Source organism: Kitasatospora sp. NPDC005748, assembly GCF_040630735.1.
Classification (GTDB): domain Bacteria; phylum Actinomycetota; class Actinomycetes; order Streptomycetales; family Streptomycetaceae; genus Kitasatospora.
The window spans coordinates 15,858-32,448 of record NZ_JBEXYD010000054.1 but is presented as its reverse complement, the minus strand read 5'-3'; the positions used below and the strand labels follow the sequence as shown (position 1 = coordinate 32,448).

Annotated in this window: 13 protein-coding genes; 4 read left to right on the top strand and 9 right to left on the bottom strand. The window is 76.0% G+C overall.

Going from position 1 to position 16,591, the window contains the following annotated elements; all coding sequences use genetic code 11:
- Nucleotides 1-409: 409 nt before the first annotated feature.
- Nucleotides 410-1,723, top strand: coding sequence for a nucleotide sugar dehydrogenase (locus tag ABZ495_RS29015; protein ID WP_359838829.1), 1,314 nt, complete (start codon nucleotides 410-412; stop codon nucleotides 1,721-1,723).
- 90 nt (nucleotides 1,724-1,813) lie between these two features.
- Here ABZ495_RS29015 and ABZ495_RS29010 read toward each other — a convergent pair whose 3' ends face one another.
- Nucleotides 1,814-2,215 (bottom strand): beta/gamma crystallin domain-containing protein, encoded by a 402-nt coding sequence (locus ABZ495_RS29010; RefSeq protein ID WP_329489332.1) that lies wholly within the window; start codon nucleotides 2,213-2,215, stop codon nucleotides 1,814-1,816.
- Nucleotides 2,216-2,604: 389 nt separating this feature from the next.
- On the opposite strand from ABZ495_RS29010, the gene ABZ495_RS29005 reads away from it, so the two are divergent.
- Nucleotides 2,605-3,270, top strand: coding sequence for a hypothetical protein (locus ABZ495_RS29005; protein WP_359838827.1), 666 nt, complete (start codon nucleotides 2,605-2,607; stop codon nucleotides 3,268-3,270).
- Nucleotides 3,271-3,331: 61 nt separating this feature from the next.
- Here the strand turns inward: ABZ495_RS29005 and ABZ495_RS29000 are convergent, their stop codons facing one another.
- From ABZ495_RS29000 to ABZ495_RS28970, 7 genes are all read right to left on the bottom strand, one after another.
- Entirely contained in the window at nucleotides 3,332-4,756 is a 1,425-nt protein-coding gene (locus ABZ495_RS29000; RefSeq protein WP_359809253.1) for a hypothetical protein, read from the bottom strand.
- 265 nt (nucleotides 4,757-5,021) lie between these two features.
- Nucleotides 5,022-7,802, bottom strand: coding sequence for an SUKH-4 family immunity protein (locus tag ABZ495_RS28995; RefSeq protein ID WP_359838825.1), 2,781 nt, complete (start codon nucleotides 7,800-7,802; stop codon nucleotides 5,022-5,024).
- A 72-nt stretch (nucleotides 7,803-7,874) separates the two neighbouring features.
- On the bottom strand, nucleotides 7,875-8,876 hold the full coding sequence (locus ABZ495_RS28990) for an SMI1/KNR4 family protein (RefSeq protein ID WP_329489328.1): 1,002 nt from the start codon (nucleotides 8,874-8,876) through the stop codon (nucleotides 7,875-7,877).
- Between the two features lie 161 nt (nucleotides 8,877-9,037).
- Entirely contained in the window at nucleotides 9,038-10,162 is a 1,125-nt protein-coding gene (locus ABZ495_RS28985) for a DegT/DnrJ/EryC1/StrS family aminotransferase (RefSeq protein WP_359838823.1), read from the bottom strand.
- 133 nt (nucleotides 10,163-10,295) lie between these two features.
- A complete protein-coding gene (locus ABZ495_RS28980; protein ID WP_359809248.1) occupies nucleotides 10,296-11,426 on the bottom strand; it encodes a DegT/DnrJ/EryC1/StrS family aminotransferase in 1,131 nt (376 codons plus the stop codon).
- Nucleotides 11,427-11,460: 34 nt separating this feature from the next.
- Nucleotides 11,461-12,441: an NAD-dependent epimerase/dehydratase family protein gene (locus tag ABZ495_RS28975; RefSeq protein ID WP_359809247.1), complete on the bottom strand. Its 981-nt coding sequence runs from the start codon at nucleotides 12,439-12,441 to the stop codon at nucleotides 11,461-11,463.
- Nucleotides 12,438-13,598, bottom strand: coding sequence for a Gfo/Idh/MocA family oxidoreductase (locus ABZ495_RS28970; RefSeq protein ID WP_359838821.1), 1,161 nt, complete (start codon nucleotides 13,596-13,598; stop codon nucleotides 12,438-12,440). Before ABZ495_RS28970 ends, ABZ495_RS28975 begins: the two co-directional genes overlap by 4 nt.
- A 353-nt stretch (nucleotides 13,599-13,951) precedes the next feature.
- On the opposite strand from ABZ495_RS28970, the gene ABZ495_RS28965 reads away from it, so the two are divergent.
- Together ABZ495_RS28965 and ABZ495_RS28960 are read left to right on the top strand one after the other, a co-directional pair.
- Nucleotides 13,952-14,413 (top strand): YwqJ-related putative deaminase, encoded by a 462-nt coding sequence (locus ABZ495_RS28965; RefSeq protein ID WP_329489323.1) that lies wholly within the window; start codon nucleotides 13,952-13,954, stop codon nucleotides 14,411-14,413.
- 109 nt (nucleotides 14,414-14,522) lie between these two features.
- Complete coding sequence (locus ABZ495_RS28960; protein ID WP_329492226.1) at nucleotides 14,523-15,014, top strand: SUKH-3 domain-containing protein; 492 nt, start codon at nucleotides 14,523-14,525, stop codon at nucleotides 15,012-15,014.
- 70 nt (nucleotides 15,015-15,084) lie between these two features.
- On the opposite strand, the gene ABZ495_RS28955 is transcribed toward ABZ495_RS28960, so the two are convergent.
- Complete coding sequence (locus ABZ495_RS28955) at nucleotides 15,085-16,353, bottom strand: histidine kinase (protein ID WP_329489322.1); 1,269 nt, start codon at nucleotides 16,351-16,353, stop codon at nucleotides 15,085-15,087.
- Nucleotides 16,354-16,591 lie beyond the last annotated feature (238 nt).

The window sequence follows — 16,591 nt, the reverse complement described above, 5'->3', positions numbered from 1 at the left end:
GAGGCCGGGCGACCCTGGGTGGGGGCGCCCGCCCAAGCGCCGGGAACCGTGGCGCCCTTTCCTGGAGGGCGCCACGGGTCTCGGCCTCTTTCGTGGTGCGCGGGCACCCGCTCCGCGCGCCCGTCCCCCGCCGCGCACCCCCCCTTCCGCGCCCTCGCCGCACCGCGCCCCCGGCCACGCTCCCCGCCGCACCGCGCCCCCGGCCACCACCCACCGGACCTCCGCGCCCGCGCGACCACCACCCCGGCCACCACCACCTGAACGGCCGCCGCCCGCCCGCGCGGCACGGCTCCGCCCACTTCGCCGAAAGGCCACGCGGCCCGGCGCCGCTCCCTACCCTGTGGTGAAGGCCGTGTGGGGATGCCCCGGAGGGGACCAGGGGGCGTCGCGATGGAGGGGGTTCTTCGTCATGCGCGTTGTCATCGCAGGTCAGGGGTATGTGGGGCTGCCGCTGGCGGTCCGGGCGGCCGAAGTCGGCTATCAGGTGGTCGGCTACGACGTGGACGAGCGCCGGATCAAACGGCTGGCGGTCGGCGAGTCCTACGTCGAGGACATCCCGGCCCCCCGGCTGCGGCCGCTGCTGGAGAACGGCAGCTATCTGCCGTCCGCCGAGCCGGCCGACGTGGCCGGCTTCGACATCGCGGTGATCACGGTGCCGACGCCGCTGCGCGACGGGGTGCCGGACCTCTCCTACATCGAGGCCTCGGCCCGGCTGCTCGCCCAGCACCTGCGCCCGGGCGCCACCGTCGTGCTGGAGTCCACCACCTACCCGGGCACCACCGAGGAGCTGCTCGCGCCCCTGCTGGAGGAGGGGTCCGGTCTGACCGCCGGCCGGGACTTCCACCTCGGCTACAGCCCCGAGCGGATCGACCCGGGCAATCCGAACTGGCGACTGGAGAACACCCCGAAAGTGGTCTCCGGCATCGACCCGGCGGCGCTGGCGGCGGTCGACGGCTTCTACGGGCGGCTGGTCGAGCGAACCGTCCCGGTCTCCTCCTGCAAGGAGGCCGAGCTGACCAAGCTGCTGGAGAACACCTTCCGCCATGTGAACATCGCGCTGGTCAACGAGCTGGCGATGTTCGCCCACGACCTCGGCATCGACGTCTGGGAGGCGATCGACGCCGCCTCCACCAAGCCGTTCGGCTATCTGCGCTTCACCCCCGGGCCGGGGGTCGGCGGGCACTGCCTGCCGATCGACCCCTCCTACCTGTCCTGGCGGGTGGAGCGGGCGCTCGGCCAGTCGTTCCGCTTCGTCGAGCTGGCCAACGACGTGAACAGCCACATGCCCGACTACGTGGTGCGCCGGCTCGCCGAGGCGCTGAACGAGCGGCAGCGCTCGGTCAAGGGCTCCCGGGTGCTGCTGCTCGGGCTCGCCTACAAGAAGAACACCGGCGACGCCCGGGAGACCCCGGCCGCCCGGGTCGCCGAGCTGCTGACCCGGATGGGCGCCGAGGTCCGGGCCGCCGACCCGCACGTGGTCGTCGGGGTGCACGTCCCCGAGCCGGTGATCCCCGGGCAGCGGGCGGCCGAGCTGGACCCGCACGGCGACCCGTTCGCCGCCGTCCGCCGGGTCGAGGCGACTCCGGAGGAGCTGGCCGGGGCCGACGCGGTGGTGCTGCTCGCCGACCACGACGAGTTCGACTACGAGGCCGTCACCGCGCACGCCCGGTACGTGCTGGACTGCCGCCGCCGGCTCTCGGGCGCGACGGTCGAGGTGCTGTAGGGCCGGTCGGCCCGCGCGAACGCGGTGCCGGGCGTCCGCACCCGCCCGGCACCGCGCACAAGGGATCCGGCCCGCCCCGGCTCCCGGTGACTACCAGCGGGACAGGTTGATGTCGTACATCGTCACCTGGTGGCCCTGGTTGCCGTTGAAGTCGTACTGCTCCCAGTTGAAGACGGTCCAGGAGCCGAGGCCACCCCCCAGATAGGTGATGACCCGGTTGTTGCCCGCGTCGATCCGGTCCACGTTGTAGACCCGGACGGACATCCAGCCGTCATTCGCGAAGCAGAGCCGGCCGCTGTAACCGTAGTTGTACACCTTCGCGAAATCGGTGCGGTTTCCGCATTCGACCTGGCTCACCGCGTTCGCGCCGGTCGTCGGCAGCAGTGCGGCGGCAGCGGCGGTGAGAACGGCGAGGGCACCGATCCGGCGGGCCAGGACATTTCCGGTGCGGCGATCCCTGCGGGGATTTGCGGGATTTGTGCGGCGAATCATGAAACCCCTCCATCGACAGCGGTTGCGACTCCAGAGATTTACATGGGGGCCAGTCGCCGAACAGCTGATTTCCGGCCAAGCCGAAACCCCCGGGACGGGCCGCCGGGCCGGGGCCGAGCGGAATGCGCTAGGGTCCGAACAAGCTTGCCGTGCCCGAGGATCGGAGCAGACGATTGGCACGTCCACCACATTTCGGACGATTCGCCGCCATCACCCTGGCGGCCGTGCTGTCGGCCATTTCCGCAGGCTGTGCCGAGGATACCGGGGGGACCGCGGTGAAATCCGCGCCAACGCCCCCCGCGATCGGCACCCCTGAACCCCCGGAATCCGGCCGCGCCGGAATGACCGGACTGCCGCTTTCCGCTTATCAGGCCAATGACCAGGTGGCCGTGAAAGAGATTCAGGCCAGGAATATGCTGGTCGTCTCCTGCATGCAGCGGGCCGGATTCACCGGTTTCGGCGGCGACGGCCTCCAGGCGGCGCAGGCCCCGGACAACGCGACGGCCCTGCCGGCCGGCGCCTGGGGGTACCTCGGGGCCGAGGCCGCCGCCGTCCAGGGGTTCCACCCCCCGAAGCGGGCGCTGCCCCGGCCCGTCTCGCTGGCGGCCGGCCCGGCCGAGGCCTACGACGCGGCCCGGGTCGACTGCGACCGGCAGGCGGCGGAACGGATCGGCTCGCCGCCGGGGCCCGGGGCCGAGCTGGTCGGCCGGCTCTTCGACGAATCGATCGGGGCGACCGGCCGCGATGCCCGGGTGGCCGCGGCGACCGGCGAGTGGTCCACCTGCATGGCCGCCGCCGGCTTCCGCGTCGACGACCCGGCGGCCCTGCCGGAGCGGTACCGGGCGGTCGCGGAGATCACCCCGGGCGAGCTGGCGACGGCCCGCGCCGACGCCGACTGCACGACCCGGAGCAATCTGGCGGGGATCTGGTTCGCCGTGCTGGCCGGCTACCAGCGGCAGCAGATCGACCGGAACGCGCAGGCCCTGACCGCCCAGCAGGAGGCGGTCAGGGCCCAGGACGCGAAACTCACCCGGCTGGTGGCCGGCGGCTCGTGAGGCCCTCACGGGGTCACGAGCCGCCGGGCCACCCGGTGCCGGGACCGGCGCTCGCGGTGCCTCAGCGCCGCCGGTTGAGGCCCACCGTGTTCGGGGTGGCGTAGTCGCTGCCGTCGTCGACGATCACGATCTTCGGAATGATCCGGGTCTCGTCCTCGGCGGGCCGGCCCGGCGCGTCGGCCGCCTCGTCGTCGGCCACCTCGTCGGCCGCGGTCGCGGCCGACCCGCTCGGCGGCGTGCTCGGCGTGCTCGGCGGCGTGCTCGGCCGGGGCGGCACCCCCGCCGGGGCGGCGGGCGCCACCGGACCGGGCGCGACCGGTCCGGGGCTGACCGGCCCGGTGGCGACCGCGCCGGCGACGGCCGGAGCGGAGTCCGCGGCCGGGGCAGCATCGTCGGGAGCGGCGTCGTCGGGAGCGGCGTGGAAGGGACCCACCGGGCCGGGAGTGACCGGCAGCACCGCGGTGGCCGCCTCGGTGACGGCCCGCTGCCCGCCGCCCACCGCGACGGTCTTGCGCAGGTTCGCCACCGCGATCTCGCCGGTGTCCGCCTCGGAGTCGACCGCCGGCGCGGGCCCGGCCGGGGTCTCGGCCGCCAGGTCGGGCTCGATCGCGCCCACCGCCGCGCCGGTGAGCGAGGCGAGGGTGCCCTTGATGTGGTCCAGGTGCTGCTGCACCGTCTCCTGCCGGGCGGCGAACTCGCGCTGCTCGCGCTCGCTCTCCGCGTTGATCCGCTCGGCCTCGCGCCGGGCCTGCTCGATCAGCTGGTCCGCCCGGGCCTGCGCCTCGGCGTCGGACTGCTTGATCTGCCCGAGCACGGTCTCCCGGTACTGCTCGGCCTCCTTGACCCGGCGCTCCGCGGTCGCCGAGATCTGGGCGTCCTCGGCGTCGGCCCGGGCCTCGGTCGCCGCGAAGGTCTCGTCGGCCTCCCGGCGCAGCTCGGCGAGCTTGGCCTCGGCCAGCTCGGAGGCCTCGGCCGCGGCGACCCGCACCTTGGCGGCGTGGGCGGTGGCGGCGTCCCGCACGGCCCGGCTCTCGCGGTCGGCGTCGGCCCGGATCGCCTCGGCCTCGGCGCGGGTCCGCTCCTCGGTGCGCCGGGCGGCCTGGTCGGCCTCGGCGCGGGTGGTGGCGGCGTACTCCTTGGCGGCCTGGCCGAGCGCCTGACCGGCCTCGTAGACCTCGTCGCGGAGGTCCTCGGCGAACCGCTCGGCGGCCTCCCGGACCGCCCGGGCCTCGTTCGCGGCCATCGTGGCCAGTCCGGCGGCCTGCTCGCTGAGCACCTGGTAGTCCGGGTCCGGAGCGTCGGCGGCGGCCTGCCGGATCTCGGCCAGCCGCCGCTCCATCTCCCGGATTCCGGCGCCCAGCACGCTCAGCCGTTCCCACGCCTCGTCCCGTTGGGCGGTGAAAACGGTCAGGGCTCGGTCGACCTGCTCGGGCGCGTAACCGCGCCGGGCAGCGGTGAAGCCGTGCTGGGGGACGGCATCGCTCATGGGCTCTTCCCCTCGTGTCGCGGGCTGCGGAGCCCATGATCGGACGGAACGGACGGATCCGGAACCGGATCCGGAAGGCGGTCCGGAATCGGACGCCGTACGGATCGGAACGCGGCGAGGAATGGACGAATAGACCCATCCTCTTGACCTATTTTGCGCAGATCAGGGCGAAACCCCAACGAGGCAGAGCCGCGACGGCACGCCGAAGGGGTCGTTCCGGACACCGGAACGACCCCTTCCACCTGCACGGATCCGCGTCGGCCCGCTACAGCAGGCCGTCCCAGAACTGCTCCAGGAGGACGGCCCACCAGGTGTCCGCCGACTGCAGGGCCGCGGGGTCGATCGCGGCGAGCTGAGCCTGGAAGTCGGTCGTCCAGCGACCGGCCTGGTCCGGGGTCAGCCCGTACCGCAGCCGCCACATCCGGCCCAGCAGGGCCAGGGCGCGAACGAACTCCGGTACACCACTGTTGACGAACCGGGGCGGCTCGCCGGTTCCGTCGATGTCCACCGCGACCACGTGCGCCGTGCCGTACTGCACGCAGAGCTGGCGGCCGTAGTCGTTGCCGAGCACCAGGTAGCCGCCGAAGTCCGGGCCGCCGGTCAGTCCGCGCTCGGCGGCCAGCTCGGCGAGCGTCGGGATCGGGCGGCCCTCCTGGGCCTGCGCCCAGAAGAAGGGTCCGAACTCGCGCGGCAGGCCCCCCCACATCAGGGTCTGCGCCACCGGCTCGGGCACGCCCTGGCGGGAGACGGCGCGCTGCTCGAAGTGGAACACGTTCGGGCCGAAGGCCTGGCTCACCTCCTGGCCGAGCTGCTGCGGTGCGATCGGCGGCAGCACCGGGACGCTGCCCGGGGCGGGCGGCGGCACCCGGAACGGGCGGACCCGCTGGGCGCCGGAGGCCAGCTGGTGCAGCTCGTCCAGGTGGTCCAGCAGCTGGGCCATGCCGGCCTGCCGGGAGTGGTGGTCCCGGCCGTAGTCGGCGGTGTGGGTGAGCCGGACGTTCGGCCAGGAGGCGGCGATCATCCGGTTGCAGTAGCCGCCCGGCAGGTCGCAGGACTCCAGCTCGGTGTAGAGCTCCAGGACCTGCTCCGGCGGGACGTTCAGCCGGCGCAGGTCCTGGAGGATCTTCCACTCCGGGTGCGGGGTGCCGGGCTCGCTGCGGTGCAGCAGCTTCTGCTCCGAGCCGTCCGGGCCGCGGTAGCTGAGCGCGGCGAAGTAGCCGGGGCCGACGGCCGGCACACCGGGCGGCACCGGGGCGCCCTGCGGCGGACCGGGGACCGGCGCCGGGGCGGCGGCCGGGGCGGGAGCCGGGGCGGCCGGCGAGGCCGCGCCGGGGTAGCCGTAGCCGGCCGCGCCGGGGCCGGGCGGGGGCGGCACGGCCGGGCCGCCGGACGGCGGGGTGCCGGGATCGGCCGGGGCACCGCCCAGCAGCGCCGGGTCGATCGCTCCCGCCAGCTGGGTGCGCTCGTACGCGACCCCGCCCGCGGGCGGGCCGGCGGCGGGTGGCGCGGGCGGGGCCGCGGGGCCGCGCAGGCCGGCCGGCGGCGGGGGCGGCGGGGCACCGGCCGCGCCGCGACCGCCCGCGGCCGCGGCGGGGGCACCCGCGCCCGAGGACTGCCGCAGGCCGCCCGGCGGGGGCGGCGGCGGGGCGGCGGCCGCGCTCCGGCCGAGCGAGACCGGTGCTCCGCCCGGAGCGGCCGTGCCGCCGCGCAGGGCGGCCGGCGGGGGCGGCGGCGGGGCGGCCGCCGCGCTCCGGCCGCGCGCCCCGTGCGACGCGTCGGGCGCCGGAGCGGGCGCGCCGGGGGCACCGGGGGCACCGGGCAGGCCCATCAGGCCGGGCATCGCGTCCGGCGAGGCCAGCATGGTCGCGGCGTGTTCGACACCGGGGCCGCCCGGCGGGATCGCCGGGCCGCCGGGAGCCGGCGCGCCCGGACCGGGGGCACCGGGCAGGCCCATCAGGCCGGGCATCGCGTCCGGCGAGGCCAGCACGGTCGGGGCCTGTTCGGCCGACGGCGGCACCGGCGCGGCCGGCGCACCGGGGGCCGGGGCGCCCGGGCCCGGGGCACCGGGCAGCCCCATCAGGCCGGGCATCGCGTCCGGCGGCGCCAGCACCGTCGGGGCGGGCTCGACCGCCGGAGCGGCGGCGGGGGGCACCGGGGCCATCCCGTAGCCGCCCTCGGGCAGCAGCACGGTGGCCGCCTCGGCGCCGGGCCGCGGCTCGCCGGCCAGACCGGCGCCGTTGGTCCGCAGACCGTCGGGCAGCAGCACGGTCGCCGCCTCGGCACCGGCGGCCGGCGGGGACGGGACGGGCGGGGACGGGACGGGCGGCGCGGGCGGGGCGAGCGGCGTGGCGGGCACCGGCGGGGCGACCGCCGGCGCGGCCGGGGGCGGGCCGCCCTGGCCGGGCGGCGGGGCGAGCATGGTCGGCGCGTCCCCGGCCGGCCGCTCGGAGACCGGCGGCGTGGTCAGCACGGCGGGTGCCGGCGGCACCGGCGGCGCCTCGGAGCCGGCCGGACCGGCCGGACCGACCGGAGCGACCGGAGCGGCCGGAGCGGCGGCGGGTGCCGGAGCCGGCGGGGCCGGATGCGCGGGCGCCGGGGCGCCGAGCCGGTCGGCCTCGGCGGCGATCGCCGCGGCCCCCGCCTCCTGGAGCCACTGCGGCGGGCTGAGCAGGAAGGACGTCGCCTCCACCGGCCCGGGCGCGGGCCTGGCCGCCCCGGCCGGATTGGCCGCGACCGGCCGTCCGTAGACCTCCTCGTACTGCCGGACCACCTCGTTGACCGGCAGCGCCGGCCAGAGTGTGCTGGCGCCGGAGTCCCGGGCGATCACCAGCCGCGCCTCACCCGCCGAGCCGCCCGGGGCCGCCGAGCCCTCGGAACCGTCCGCCGGGCCGCCGGAGCCACCGGCCGCGCCCTCCGCGGGCTGCACCGCCCAGCAGACGAAGCCCAGGTCGAACTCCCGGACCCGTACCTCGCGCTGCTGCGGACGCGGCACCCCGCCGTTGATCCACTCGTCGGCGAGCTCCTGCGCCTGCGTGTACGTCACCACGCCCGGTTCACCCCTGTCCCCTTCGTCCCCGCTTGTTCCGCTACCACCGTCGCCGCAGCCGTACGGGCCACGTCAGCCCACCGGCACGGCGCGGGCGAACCCGCCGTCCACCATCAGCTCCGCGACCGTCTCCAGTTCCGGTGGACTGCCGGCCAGCCGGAGCAGGAAGTCGTCGAAGTCCTCGCCGCAGGGCAGCAGCAGCCGGGCGACCCGCTCCTCGGGCGCCTCGGGGGCGCCGCCGTCACGGGCGTCGTCGTAGAGGCAGAACCAGACCGAGCCGGCCCGGTCGCCGCGCACCTTGAGCGCCACGATGCCGCCCTGGGCGTAGGCGATGCCCAGGTAGTCCTTGGTGAGGTGGTCGCGCAGGCACTTGTTGGCGTAGACGACGTCCTCCGTCCCGTACTCCTCGCTGAGGGTCAGGAACGGCTGGTCGAGCAGCAGCCCCAGCTCGGGGTCGAGCGCCACACCGACCGGGGCCCGGCCGCCGGCCAGCTTGAGGAAGGTCCGGTACGCGCCGGGCAGCCGATAGCCGAGGCGCTCCTCGGCCCGCTGCACCAGGTCCTCGGGGACGCCGATCGGGTCGCCGCCGTCCCGGGCGAGCGAGAAGTGCACCGGCCGGCGCTCCTGCAAGGGGCGGGTGCCGCGGCGGGTGTGGTCCGCGGTGGAGGTGGCCAGGCCGCCGTGGTGCCGCAGCAGCGCCTTCACCTCGACCGGGACGAGCTCCATCCGCCGCCAGCCGGGCGCGGCCCGGCCGACCGCGTGGTGCCAGGTCCAGCCGGGCGGGGTGGCCACGGCGGTCTCCAGGTCGGCCCAGAGCGGATGGCCCTGGGTGAACTGCGCGGCATTGGCCGAGACGTAGTCCGTCAGCCGCAGCTCGTCGACGCCGAAGCCCTCCGGCGGATCGGCCACCTCGGCCGCGGCCGCCGCGTACGGACCGAAGTCCGGGTGACCGTGCTCGTCCACCCTGACCCCGGCGGGGTGCCGCTCCGCGCGGACCGGGTCCGGGAACTGCACCACCTGACCTGCGTACGCCGCGTTGGGCGCGGCGGCGACGCCGGGCCGACCTGTCGTCATCTGGGAGCCCCCACTGGCTGCTGCAAATTCGGTGCGCTTGCTGGACACCAGCGTAGGGGGTCCCCCCGGGCCACGACCCCCCGCCCGGGCACACCGGACAGCCCGCGGGCCACGGGCGGGGAGCGCGGCCGCGGGCCCGGACCGCGCCGGCCCGCCGGGGCTCAGGCGGCGAGCGCCTTGGCCAGCGTCTCCACGACGCGTTCCTGCTGGGCCGCGGTGATGTGCGGGTGGAGCGGCAGGGTGAGCAGCTCCCGGGCGGCCCGCTCGGCGACCGGGAACGCGCCCGCGCCGTGGCCGAGTTGCCGGAACGCCGGCTGGAGGTGGACGGGTACCGGGTAGTGGACGCCGGCGCCGATGCCCGCGGCCTGCAGCGCGGCCAGCACCGCGTCCCGGTCCCGGCCGGGCCCGATCCGCACCGCGTACAGGTGCCAGACGTGCTCGTTGCCGGGCGCGGTCCGCGGCGGGGTGAGGCCGTCGATCCCGGCCAGCAGCCGGTGGTAGCGCTCGGCGGCGGCCCGGCGGGCCTCGTTCCAGGCGGGCAGCCGGCGCAGCTTGGCCCGCAGCACGACGGCCTGCAGCGCGTCCATCCGGGAGTTGAAGCCGAACCGCTCGTGCTCGTACTTGCGGCCCGAGCCGTGGTCGCCGATCAGCCGGACGGCGGCCGCCAGGGCGTCGTCGTCGGTGACGACGGCGCCCGCGTCCCCGTACGCGCCGAGGTTCTTGCCGGGGTAGAAGCTGGTGGCGGAGACCAGCCCGTGGAGGGCGCGGCCGTGCTGCCGGGCGCCCTGGGACTGCGCGGCGTCCTCCACCACCGGCCGGCCGGCGGCCAGCTCCAGCAGCGGGCCCATCGGGGCGAGCTGCCCGTTGAGGTGGACGGGCAGCAGCGCGACGGCGCCGGGCAGCGCGTCCGCCACGCGCTCGGGGTCGATCAGCAGGTGGTCCGGGTCGGCGTCGACCAGCACCGGGCGCAGCCCGGCCCGGACCACGGCCTCCGCGGTGGCGACGAAGGTGTTGGCGGGGAGCACCACGCCGCCGCCGGGCGGCAGGTCGAGGGCGCGCAGCGCCAGTTCGAGCGCGTCGGTGCCGTTGGCGGCGCCGACGCAGTGCCGGGCGCCGGAGAAGGCCGCGTACTCCGCCTCGAAGCCGGCCGTCTCGGGGCCCTTGACGTAGCCGCCGGTGGCGAGCACCCGGTCGAAGCCGGCCCGGACCTCGGCCTCCACCTCGGCGTGCGCGGCCTTCAGGTCCACCAGCGGAACCGGCTCGTCGACGGGCTGATCGGTGCTCATCCTGGTCTCCCCCTGGGGTGTCTCGGCGGATCGGAGCGGGCGGACGGCGGCGACGGCCCGGCCCCGGGCGGTGGCCGTGGCCGTGGACGTGGACTGGCCGTGGACGTGGACGGGCGGGGCCGGCCGGGCCGGTTCAGCCGAGCGCCGCGCGCACGGCCCCGACCACCCGGTCCTGCTGCCGCTCGGTGAGCGCGTGGTAGAGCGGCAGGATCAGCGAGCGGCCGGTGAGCAGCTCGGTGGCGGGCAGCGGCACCCGGGCGGTGCCCTGGTACGGGGCCTCCAGATGGGCCGCCATGATGCCGCGCCGGGCGCAGACGCCGGCGGCGGCGAGGTCGGCGAGCACCGCCCCGCGGTCGGGGGCGGTGTCCGGGAGCAGCAGCCAGCAGGACTGGTAGTTGGTGCTGCCGTGCGCCGGGTCGGCCACCAGTCGGCCGCCGGCGCCGGCCAGCAGCTCCCGGTACCGCTCGGCGAGTTCGCGCCGCCGGGCGACCATGGCCGGCAGCTTGCGCAGCTGCACCAGGCCGATCGCCGCCTGGATGTCGGTCATCCGGTAGTTGAAGCCGATCTCGTCGTACGTCTCCAGCCGGCCGGCGCCGTCCTTCGCGGCGTGCCGGTCGGCGGCCGAGACGCTCATCCCGTGCTCGCGCAGCCGGCGCAGCCGGGCGGCGAGCGCGCCGTCCTGGCAGGTGACCATGCCGCCCTCACCGGTCGTGAGCAGCTTGCGCGGGTGGAAGGAGTAGGCGGCCAGCGCCGCCGTGCCGCCCACCGGCCGGCCCCGGTGGACGGAGCCGGCCGCGCAGGCGGCGTCCTCGACCACGGTGGCCCCGCGCGGTTCGACCAGCGCGCGGAGCCCGTCCAGGTCGACCGGGACGCCCCCCTGGTCGACCGCGATCACGGCCCTGGTCCGCTCGGTGAGCAGGGGTTCGACGGTGGCGGCGGTGAGGTTGCCGGTGGTGACGTCCACGTCGGCGAAGACCGGGACGGCGCCGACGTAGGTGACGGCGTTGGCGGTGGCGACGAAGGAGAACGAGGGGACGACGACCTCGTCCCCCGGCCCGACCCCGGCGCCGATCAGCGCCAGGTGCAGGGCGGTGGTGCAGGAGGAGACCGCGACGGCGTGCGGTACCCCGAGGTGCTCGGCGAAGGCCTGCTCGAACTCGGCGACCCGGGGGCCCTGGGCCACCCAGCCGGAGCGGACGGCCTCGGCGGCGGCGAGGGCCTCCTCCTCGCCGAGCCAGGGGATCATGACGGGGATGGTGGACACAGGTGTACTCCGAACTGCCGTGCAGACGAGGGGACTACTGCTCGCGCCACCAGGCGACCAGCCTGCGCAGGCCGTCGTCGAGGCCCAGTTCGGGCTTCCAGCCGAGGTCGCGTTCGGCGGCGGTGATGTCCGCCAGGCGCCGGACCACGCCGCCGGCGGTGCCCCGGGCGGGGCCGTGCTCGACGTCGAGGTCGGTGCGGTCCATCGCGGTGAGCAGGGCGTCGGCCAGCCCGCGCAGCGAGACCTCGGTGCTGCTGGCGATGTTGTAGACCCGGTCGGTGACGGGCGCCGCGGCGGCCAGCAGGTTGGCCCGGGCGATGTCCTCGGTGTAGACGAAGTCCATGGTCTGCGCGCCGTCGCCGAAGATCAGCGGCGGCTGCCCGGCGGCGATCCGCTCCATCCAGCGGATGAACACCTCGGTGTACTTGCCGTGGACGTCCATCCGGGGCCCGTACACGTTGAAGTACCGGAGCGCGACGTAGTCCAGGCCGGCCATCGCGTGGAAGCTGCGCAGCAGGCCCTCGTTGAAGACCTTGGCCGCCCCGTACAGGGTGTCGTTGTGGTACGGGTGCTGGGTCTCCGGCGTCGGGAAGACGTCGGCGAGGCCGTAGACGGAGGCGGTGGAGGAGGCGATCACCTTGCCGACGCCGACCTCCGCGGCGGCCTCGACCACGTCGAAGGTGCCGTCCACCATGATCTCCAGGGCCAGCCTGGGCTCGGTGGCGCACTGGGTGATCCGGATCGCGGCCAGGTGGAACAGCAGGTCGGTGCCGGGGCCCAGCAGCTCGCGCAGCAGGCCGCGGTCGCGGATGTCGCCGTCCACCACCCGCAGCTGCCCGGGTGCGGCGATCTCGCGGGCGTACGCCAGGTTGGCCGCCCGGCCGCGGACGAAGTTGTCGAGCACGACCACCTCGCGGGCGCCCGCCGCGATCAGCTGGTCGACCACGGTGGAGCCGATGGTGCCGGCCCCGCCCGTGACCAGGCAGCGGGAGCCCTCGATCTGTACAGCGTTCACCGCGCGGCGGCCCTCTCGTTCGCGTCGGACAGTTCGTCGGGACCGGCGCCGACCGGGACGGTGGCGCCGCCGAGCTCCAGGCTGAGCGAGGCGGCCTCCAGCAGCTGCAGCACGCGCAGTCCGGCCCGGCCGTCGGTGAGCGGGGCCCGGCCCTCGGTGATGGCGGCGGCGAACTCGGCCATCACGTTGCGCAGCGCCTCCTGCTCGACCAGCGCGGGCGCGACCATCTCGCCCACCCGGTAGGAGATCAGCGTCTGGTGGCGGATCGCGTCGGTCAGCTCGTCGGGCGGGGTGAGGTCCACGCCGCGGTCGTGCACCGCGAGCCGGGCCTGCGGATTGAGGTCGTCCCAGACCAGGGTGCGCCGCGAGCCGCCGATGAGCGTCGTGCGGACCTTCGTCGGGGAGAGCCAGTTGACGTGGCAGTGCGCCAGCGCGCCGTTGCTCAGCCGGACCGTCAGATAGGCCACGCAGGCCCGGCCGGCCCCGATCGGGTCGGCGCCCTGGGCGGAGACCCCGATCGGTTCGACGCCCGGTGGCAGGACGAAGTCCAGGATGGACAGGTCGTGCGGGGCGAGGTCCCAGAGCACGTCCACGTCCGGCTGGACCAGCCCGAGGTTGATCCGCACCGAGTCGAAGAACTGGACGTCGCCGATCTCCCCGCCGTGCACCAGCTCGCGGATCCGGCGCACCACGGGCGTGTAGCAGAAGGTGTGGTCGCACATCAGCACCAGGCCGCGCTCCTCGGCGAGCGCCACCAGCTCGGCGGCCTCCGCGGCGGAGGTGGTGATCGGCTTCTCCACCAGGACGTGCTTGCCCGCCTCCAGCGCGGCCCGGGCCAGCCGGTAGTGCGCGGCGGCCGGGGTGGCGACCGCGACCGCGTCGACCCGCTCGTCCGCGAGCACCTGGGCGAACGAGGTGGTGGACCGGACGGTGCTGTACTCGCCCAGCACCCGGCGGGACCTGGCTTCGTCCAGGTCGCAGAGCCAGTGCAGGCGCAGCGCCGGCGTCTGCTGCGCGTTGCGGACCAGGTTCGGGCCCCAGTAGCCGGCGCCGACCACCGCGATCCCGATCGGGTGCGCGGGCGCGGGCTGCGGCGGCGCGCCCGGGGTGGGCACGTGCTCGCCGGGCGCCTCGTTCGCGGTTTCCGACCCCGTCATCGCAAGACCCCCCTTGCTCGACGCCGGGGCGCCCTTGCCCCGACGGCCTCAACGGCCAGACCGAGCAGAGGAGTTGCCGCACCGGCCGATCAACCCCCCAGGGACCGGCCACCCCCTTGGCTCGCTGCTGGAACGCTACCGGCCGCCGCCCCCGGCCGGAGGCGGATTCGGGAAACCCGGGGACGAGTCGTGACGACGGCGTGCGGATCCGGCCGACACGGCGTGCCCACCGGCCCGCCGGTGGCCGGCCGTCGCCCCCCGGTTGTACGGATGTCGGTGCCATTTGACAGGCTTGCCCCGGACTGACCCCACACGGTCCCGTCACCGGCGGACGAACAGGAGGAGGACGACGTATGACCACCGGCGAACCGGCCGGCCCGCCCGTGCTGCGCCACTTCCGCGACAGCCTGCTGCCCGCCGTCGCCGCCGCCCTGTCGCTGAAGGGCGGCGAGGTGCACACCCTGGCGGGCGACAAGCCCGCCCGGCGCCCGGCCCTGCATCCCCTGGTGGCCGACTTCCTGGACGCGCTGCCGCTGGAGCACCGCGAGCGCTTCACCGGCCGCTGCCCGGAGGCCGTCCTGCTCTCCCAGTACCTGGCCGTCGTGGACGCCAAGCGCTCCAAGCGCGCCGCCCGCAAGCCGCTGGGCCTGCCCGAGGCCCGCAAGGCGCTCAAGGGCTCGCGGCTGACCACCGTACGGATCCGCGAGGAGCACGACCCGGCGCACGGCACCCACGCCCCGCCCTGCCGCTCCTGCGTACCGCTGCTGGAGCACTTCGCCGTGCGGAGCGTCGCGGTCGGGCCGCCCGCCCGCTGACCGCGCACCCGCGTACGCCCCCGTCCCCGAGCCGCCGGAGCCCGCCCTGAACCCGCCCAGTCCGCCCAGTCCGCCGCTGCCCCCGCCGAGCACGTCCGGTGGGTCCGCCCTGCGCAGCCGCCCGCGCTTTCCGGCCGATGTCGCCGCCGAACTCAAGGCGGCCGGCTGGCACCCCGGCCGCTGGCAGATCCGCCAGGCCGAGGAGTGGGCCGACGCCCTGGCGGCGTACGGCGGCCCGGCCGGCGTCGGTCACGCGGTGTTCCCGGCCGCGGTGGAGGCCTGGGCCGAGTTCGGCGGCCTCGCCTTCGACCTCGACGGCCCGGGGCGCCAGCTGGCCCGGACGCCCTTCCTGGTGGACCCGCTCTGCGGGCTCCACCAGCCGCGCACCCTGGCCGACCTCGGCCGCGCCCTGGACACCCGGCTCGCCCCGCTCGGCGAGGAGGCGTACGGCCAGGCCCTGCTGGCGGTGGACGAGGAGGGCCGGGTCTACAGCCTGGACCACACCGGGGAGTGGTTCCTCGGCCACGGCGTCGACCAGGCGATCAGCACCCTCGTCCTCGGTACCGCGCCCGAGCGGCTGCGCACCGCCGACGAGGGCTGACCGCACCGCCGACGAGGGCTGACCGCTCCGGCCCGGGCCGCGCCGGGCGGACGCCGCCCGGCCGGCGGCCTCACCCCAGCCGGTCGGCCCGGACGGCCAGCCTGGACGGCAGCACCGCCTCGACCCGGAAGCCCCCGTCCGCCTCCGGCCCCGCCGAGAAGGTGCCGCCCAGCGCGACCACCCGCTCCCGCATCCCGATCAGCCCGTTGCCCCCGCTGGGCAGCGCCGCCGCCGTCCGCTCGCCGCCCGGACAGGCGTTCACCACGCTGACCCGCACGCCGTTGGGCGCGTAGGCGAGCAGCACGGCGACCTGCGCGCCACCGGCGTGCTTGTGCGCGTTGGTCAGGCCTTCCTGCACCACCCGGTACGCGGTCTGCTCGGCCTCGGTGGTGAACTCCTGGCGGCTGCCGCTGACGGTCAGGGTGACGGCCATCCCGGCCGCCCTCGACTGGTCGACCAGCCGGGGCAGCGCGACCAGCGAGTCCGGCTCCGGCGCGCTGTCGTCCGACATCCGCAGCACCCCGAGGATCTCGCGCAGTTCGTTCAGCGCCTGCCGGCCGACCTCCCCCATCAGCTTGGCGCTCTGGGCCGCCCGCTCCGGGTCCTTCGCCACGATCCGCTCCAGCGCCCCGGCGTGCACCACCATCAGCGACACCCGGTGGGCCACCACGTCGTGCATCTCCCGGGCGATCCTGGTCCGCTCCTCCAGCCGGGCCCGGCGGGCACGCTCGCGGGCCTGCTCGGCCAGCAGGTCCAGCTCGGTCTCCAGGCCGTGCGCGCGGTCCTTGAGCGACTCGATCAGCCGCCGCCGCGCGCCCACGTACAGGCCGGTGACCACCGGCGGCACGGTCAGGCCGACGGCCACCAGCACCGACAGCAGCACCTGCCCCCAGAGCGGCGGCTGCTCCACCGTCAGGTCGGAGGGGGTGAGCATGGACACCAGCATCACGCCGACCGCCTCGGCGAAGGCCAGGGCGGACAGCGCCACCACCCGCCGGCGCCGGCTCGGCCACTCCCAGGTCTCCGCGAGCGTGTAGAGCGAAACCGTCAGCAGCACCACGCCCAGCATCCCGGGCATCGCCACCAGGGCCACCAGCACCGGCACCGCCGGCCAGCGCCGCCGCAGCACCAGCGTGGCGCCGGCCGCCGCGCCGAACAGCGCGACCCCGACGATGGCCACCACGCCCAGGTGGACCCGGGGCGCCAGGAAGGCGACCGCGCTGGCCGCGCACTCCAGCGCCGCCAGCGCCGCCAGCCCGATGTCCAGGAGAGCGCTGCGCCGGCGCTCCCACCACCAGAACGACCGGTCCCGCTCGCGCTCCCCAGGCGACTTGCTCATAGCCCCACAGCCTAAGCGTGAACCCCGACCCGTCCCCACCCGGTTCCACCCCGACACCCGTGCGGGCCTTCAAGTGGTCCAGACCACCTGAACCGGCTGTGATCTTGTCCGCCATCCGGCCACCTCGCGGACAGCAACCGCCCCGACACCTATGCTGGGTCGCGTCGGACAGCGCGGTCCGCACGCGTCACACCCGCCACACGTGTGCGGAGCTGTGACGATGAGCCGTTGCCGAACC

Excerpts from the sequence above, each read along its gene's own strand:
- ABZ495_RS28970 (WP_359838821.1), bottom strand. The coding sequence starts at position 13,598 with ATGACGGGGTCGGAAACCGCGAACGAGGCGCCCGGCGAGCACGTGCCC.
- ABZ495_RS28990 (WP_329489328.1), bottom strand. The coding sequence starts at position 8,876 with ATGACGACAGGTCGGCCCGGCGTCGCCGCCGCGCCCAACGCGGCGTAC.
- ABZ495_RS29010 (WP_329489332.1), bottom strand. The coding sequence starts at position 2,215 with ATGATTCGCCGCACAAATCCCGCAAATCCCCGCAGGGATCGCCGCACC.
- ABZ495_RS29000 (WP_359809253.1), bottom strand. The coding sequence starts at position 4,756 with ATGAGCGATGCCGTCCCCCAGCACGGCTTCACCGCTGCCCGGCGCGGT.
- ABZ495_RS28965 (WP_329489323.1), top strand. The coding sequence starts at position 13,952 with ATGACCACCGGCGAACCGGCCGGCCCGCCCGTGCTGCGCCACTTCCGC.
- ABZ495_RS28985 (WP_359838823.1), bottom strand. The coding sequence starts at position 10,162 with ATGAGCACCGATCAGCCCGTCGACGAGCCGGTTCCGCTGGTGGACCTG.
- ABZ495_RS29015 (WP_359838829.1), top strand. The coding sequence starts at position 410 with ATGCGCGTTGTCATCGCAGGTCAGGGGTATGTGGGGCTGCCGCTGGCG.
- ABZ495_RS28955 (WP_329489322.1), bottom strand. The coding sequence starts at position 16,353 with ATGAGCAAGTCGCCTGGGGAGCGCGAGCGGGACCGGTCGTTCTGGTGG.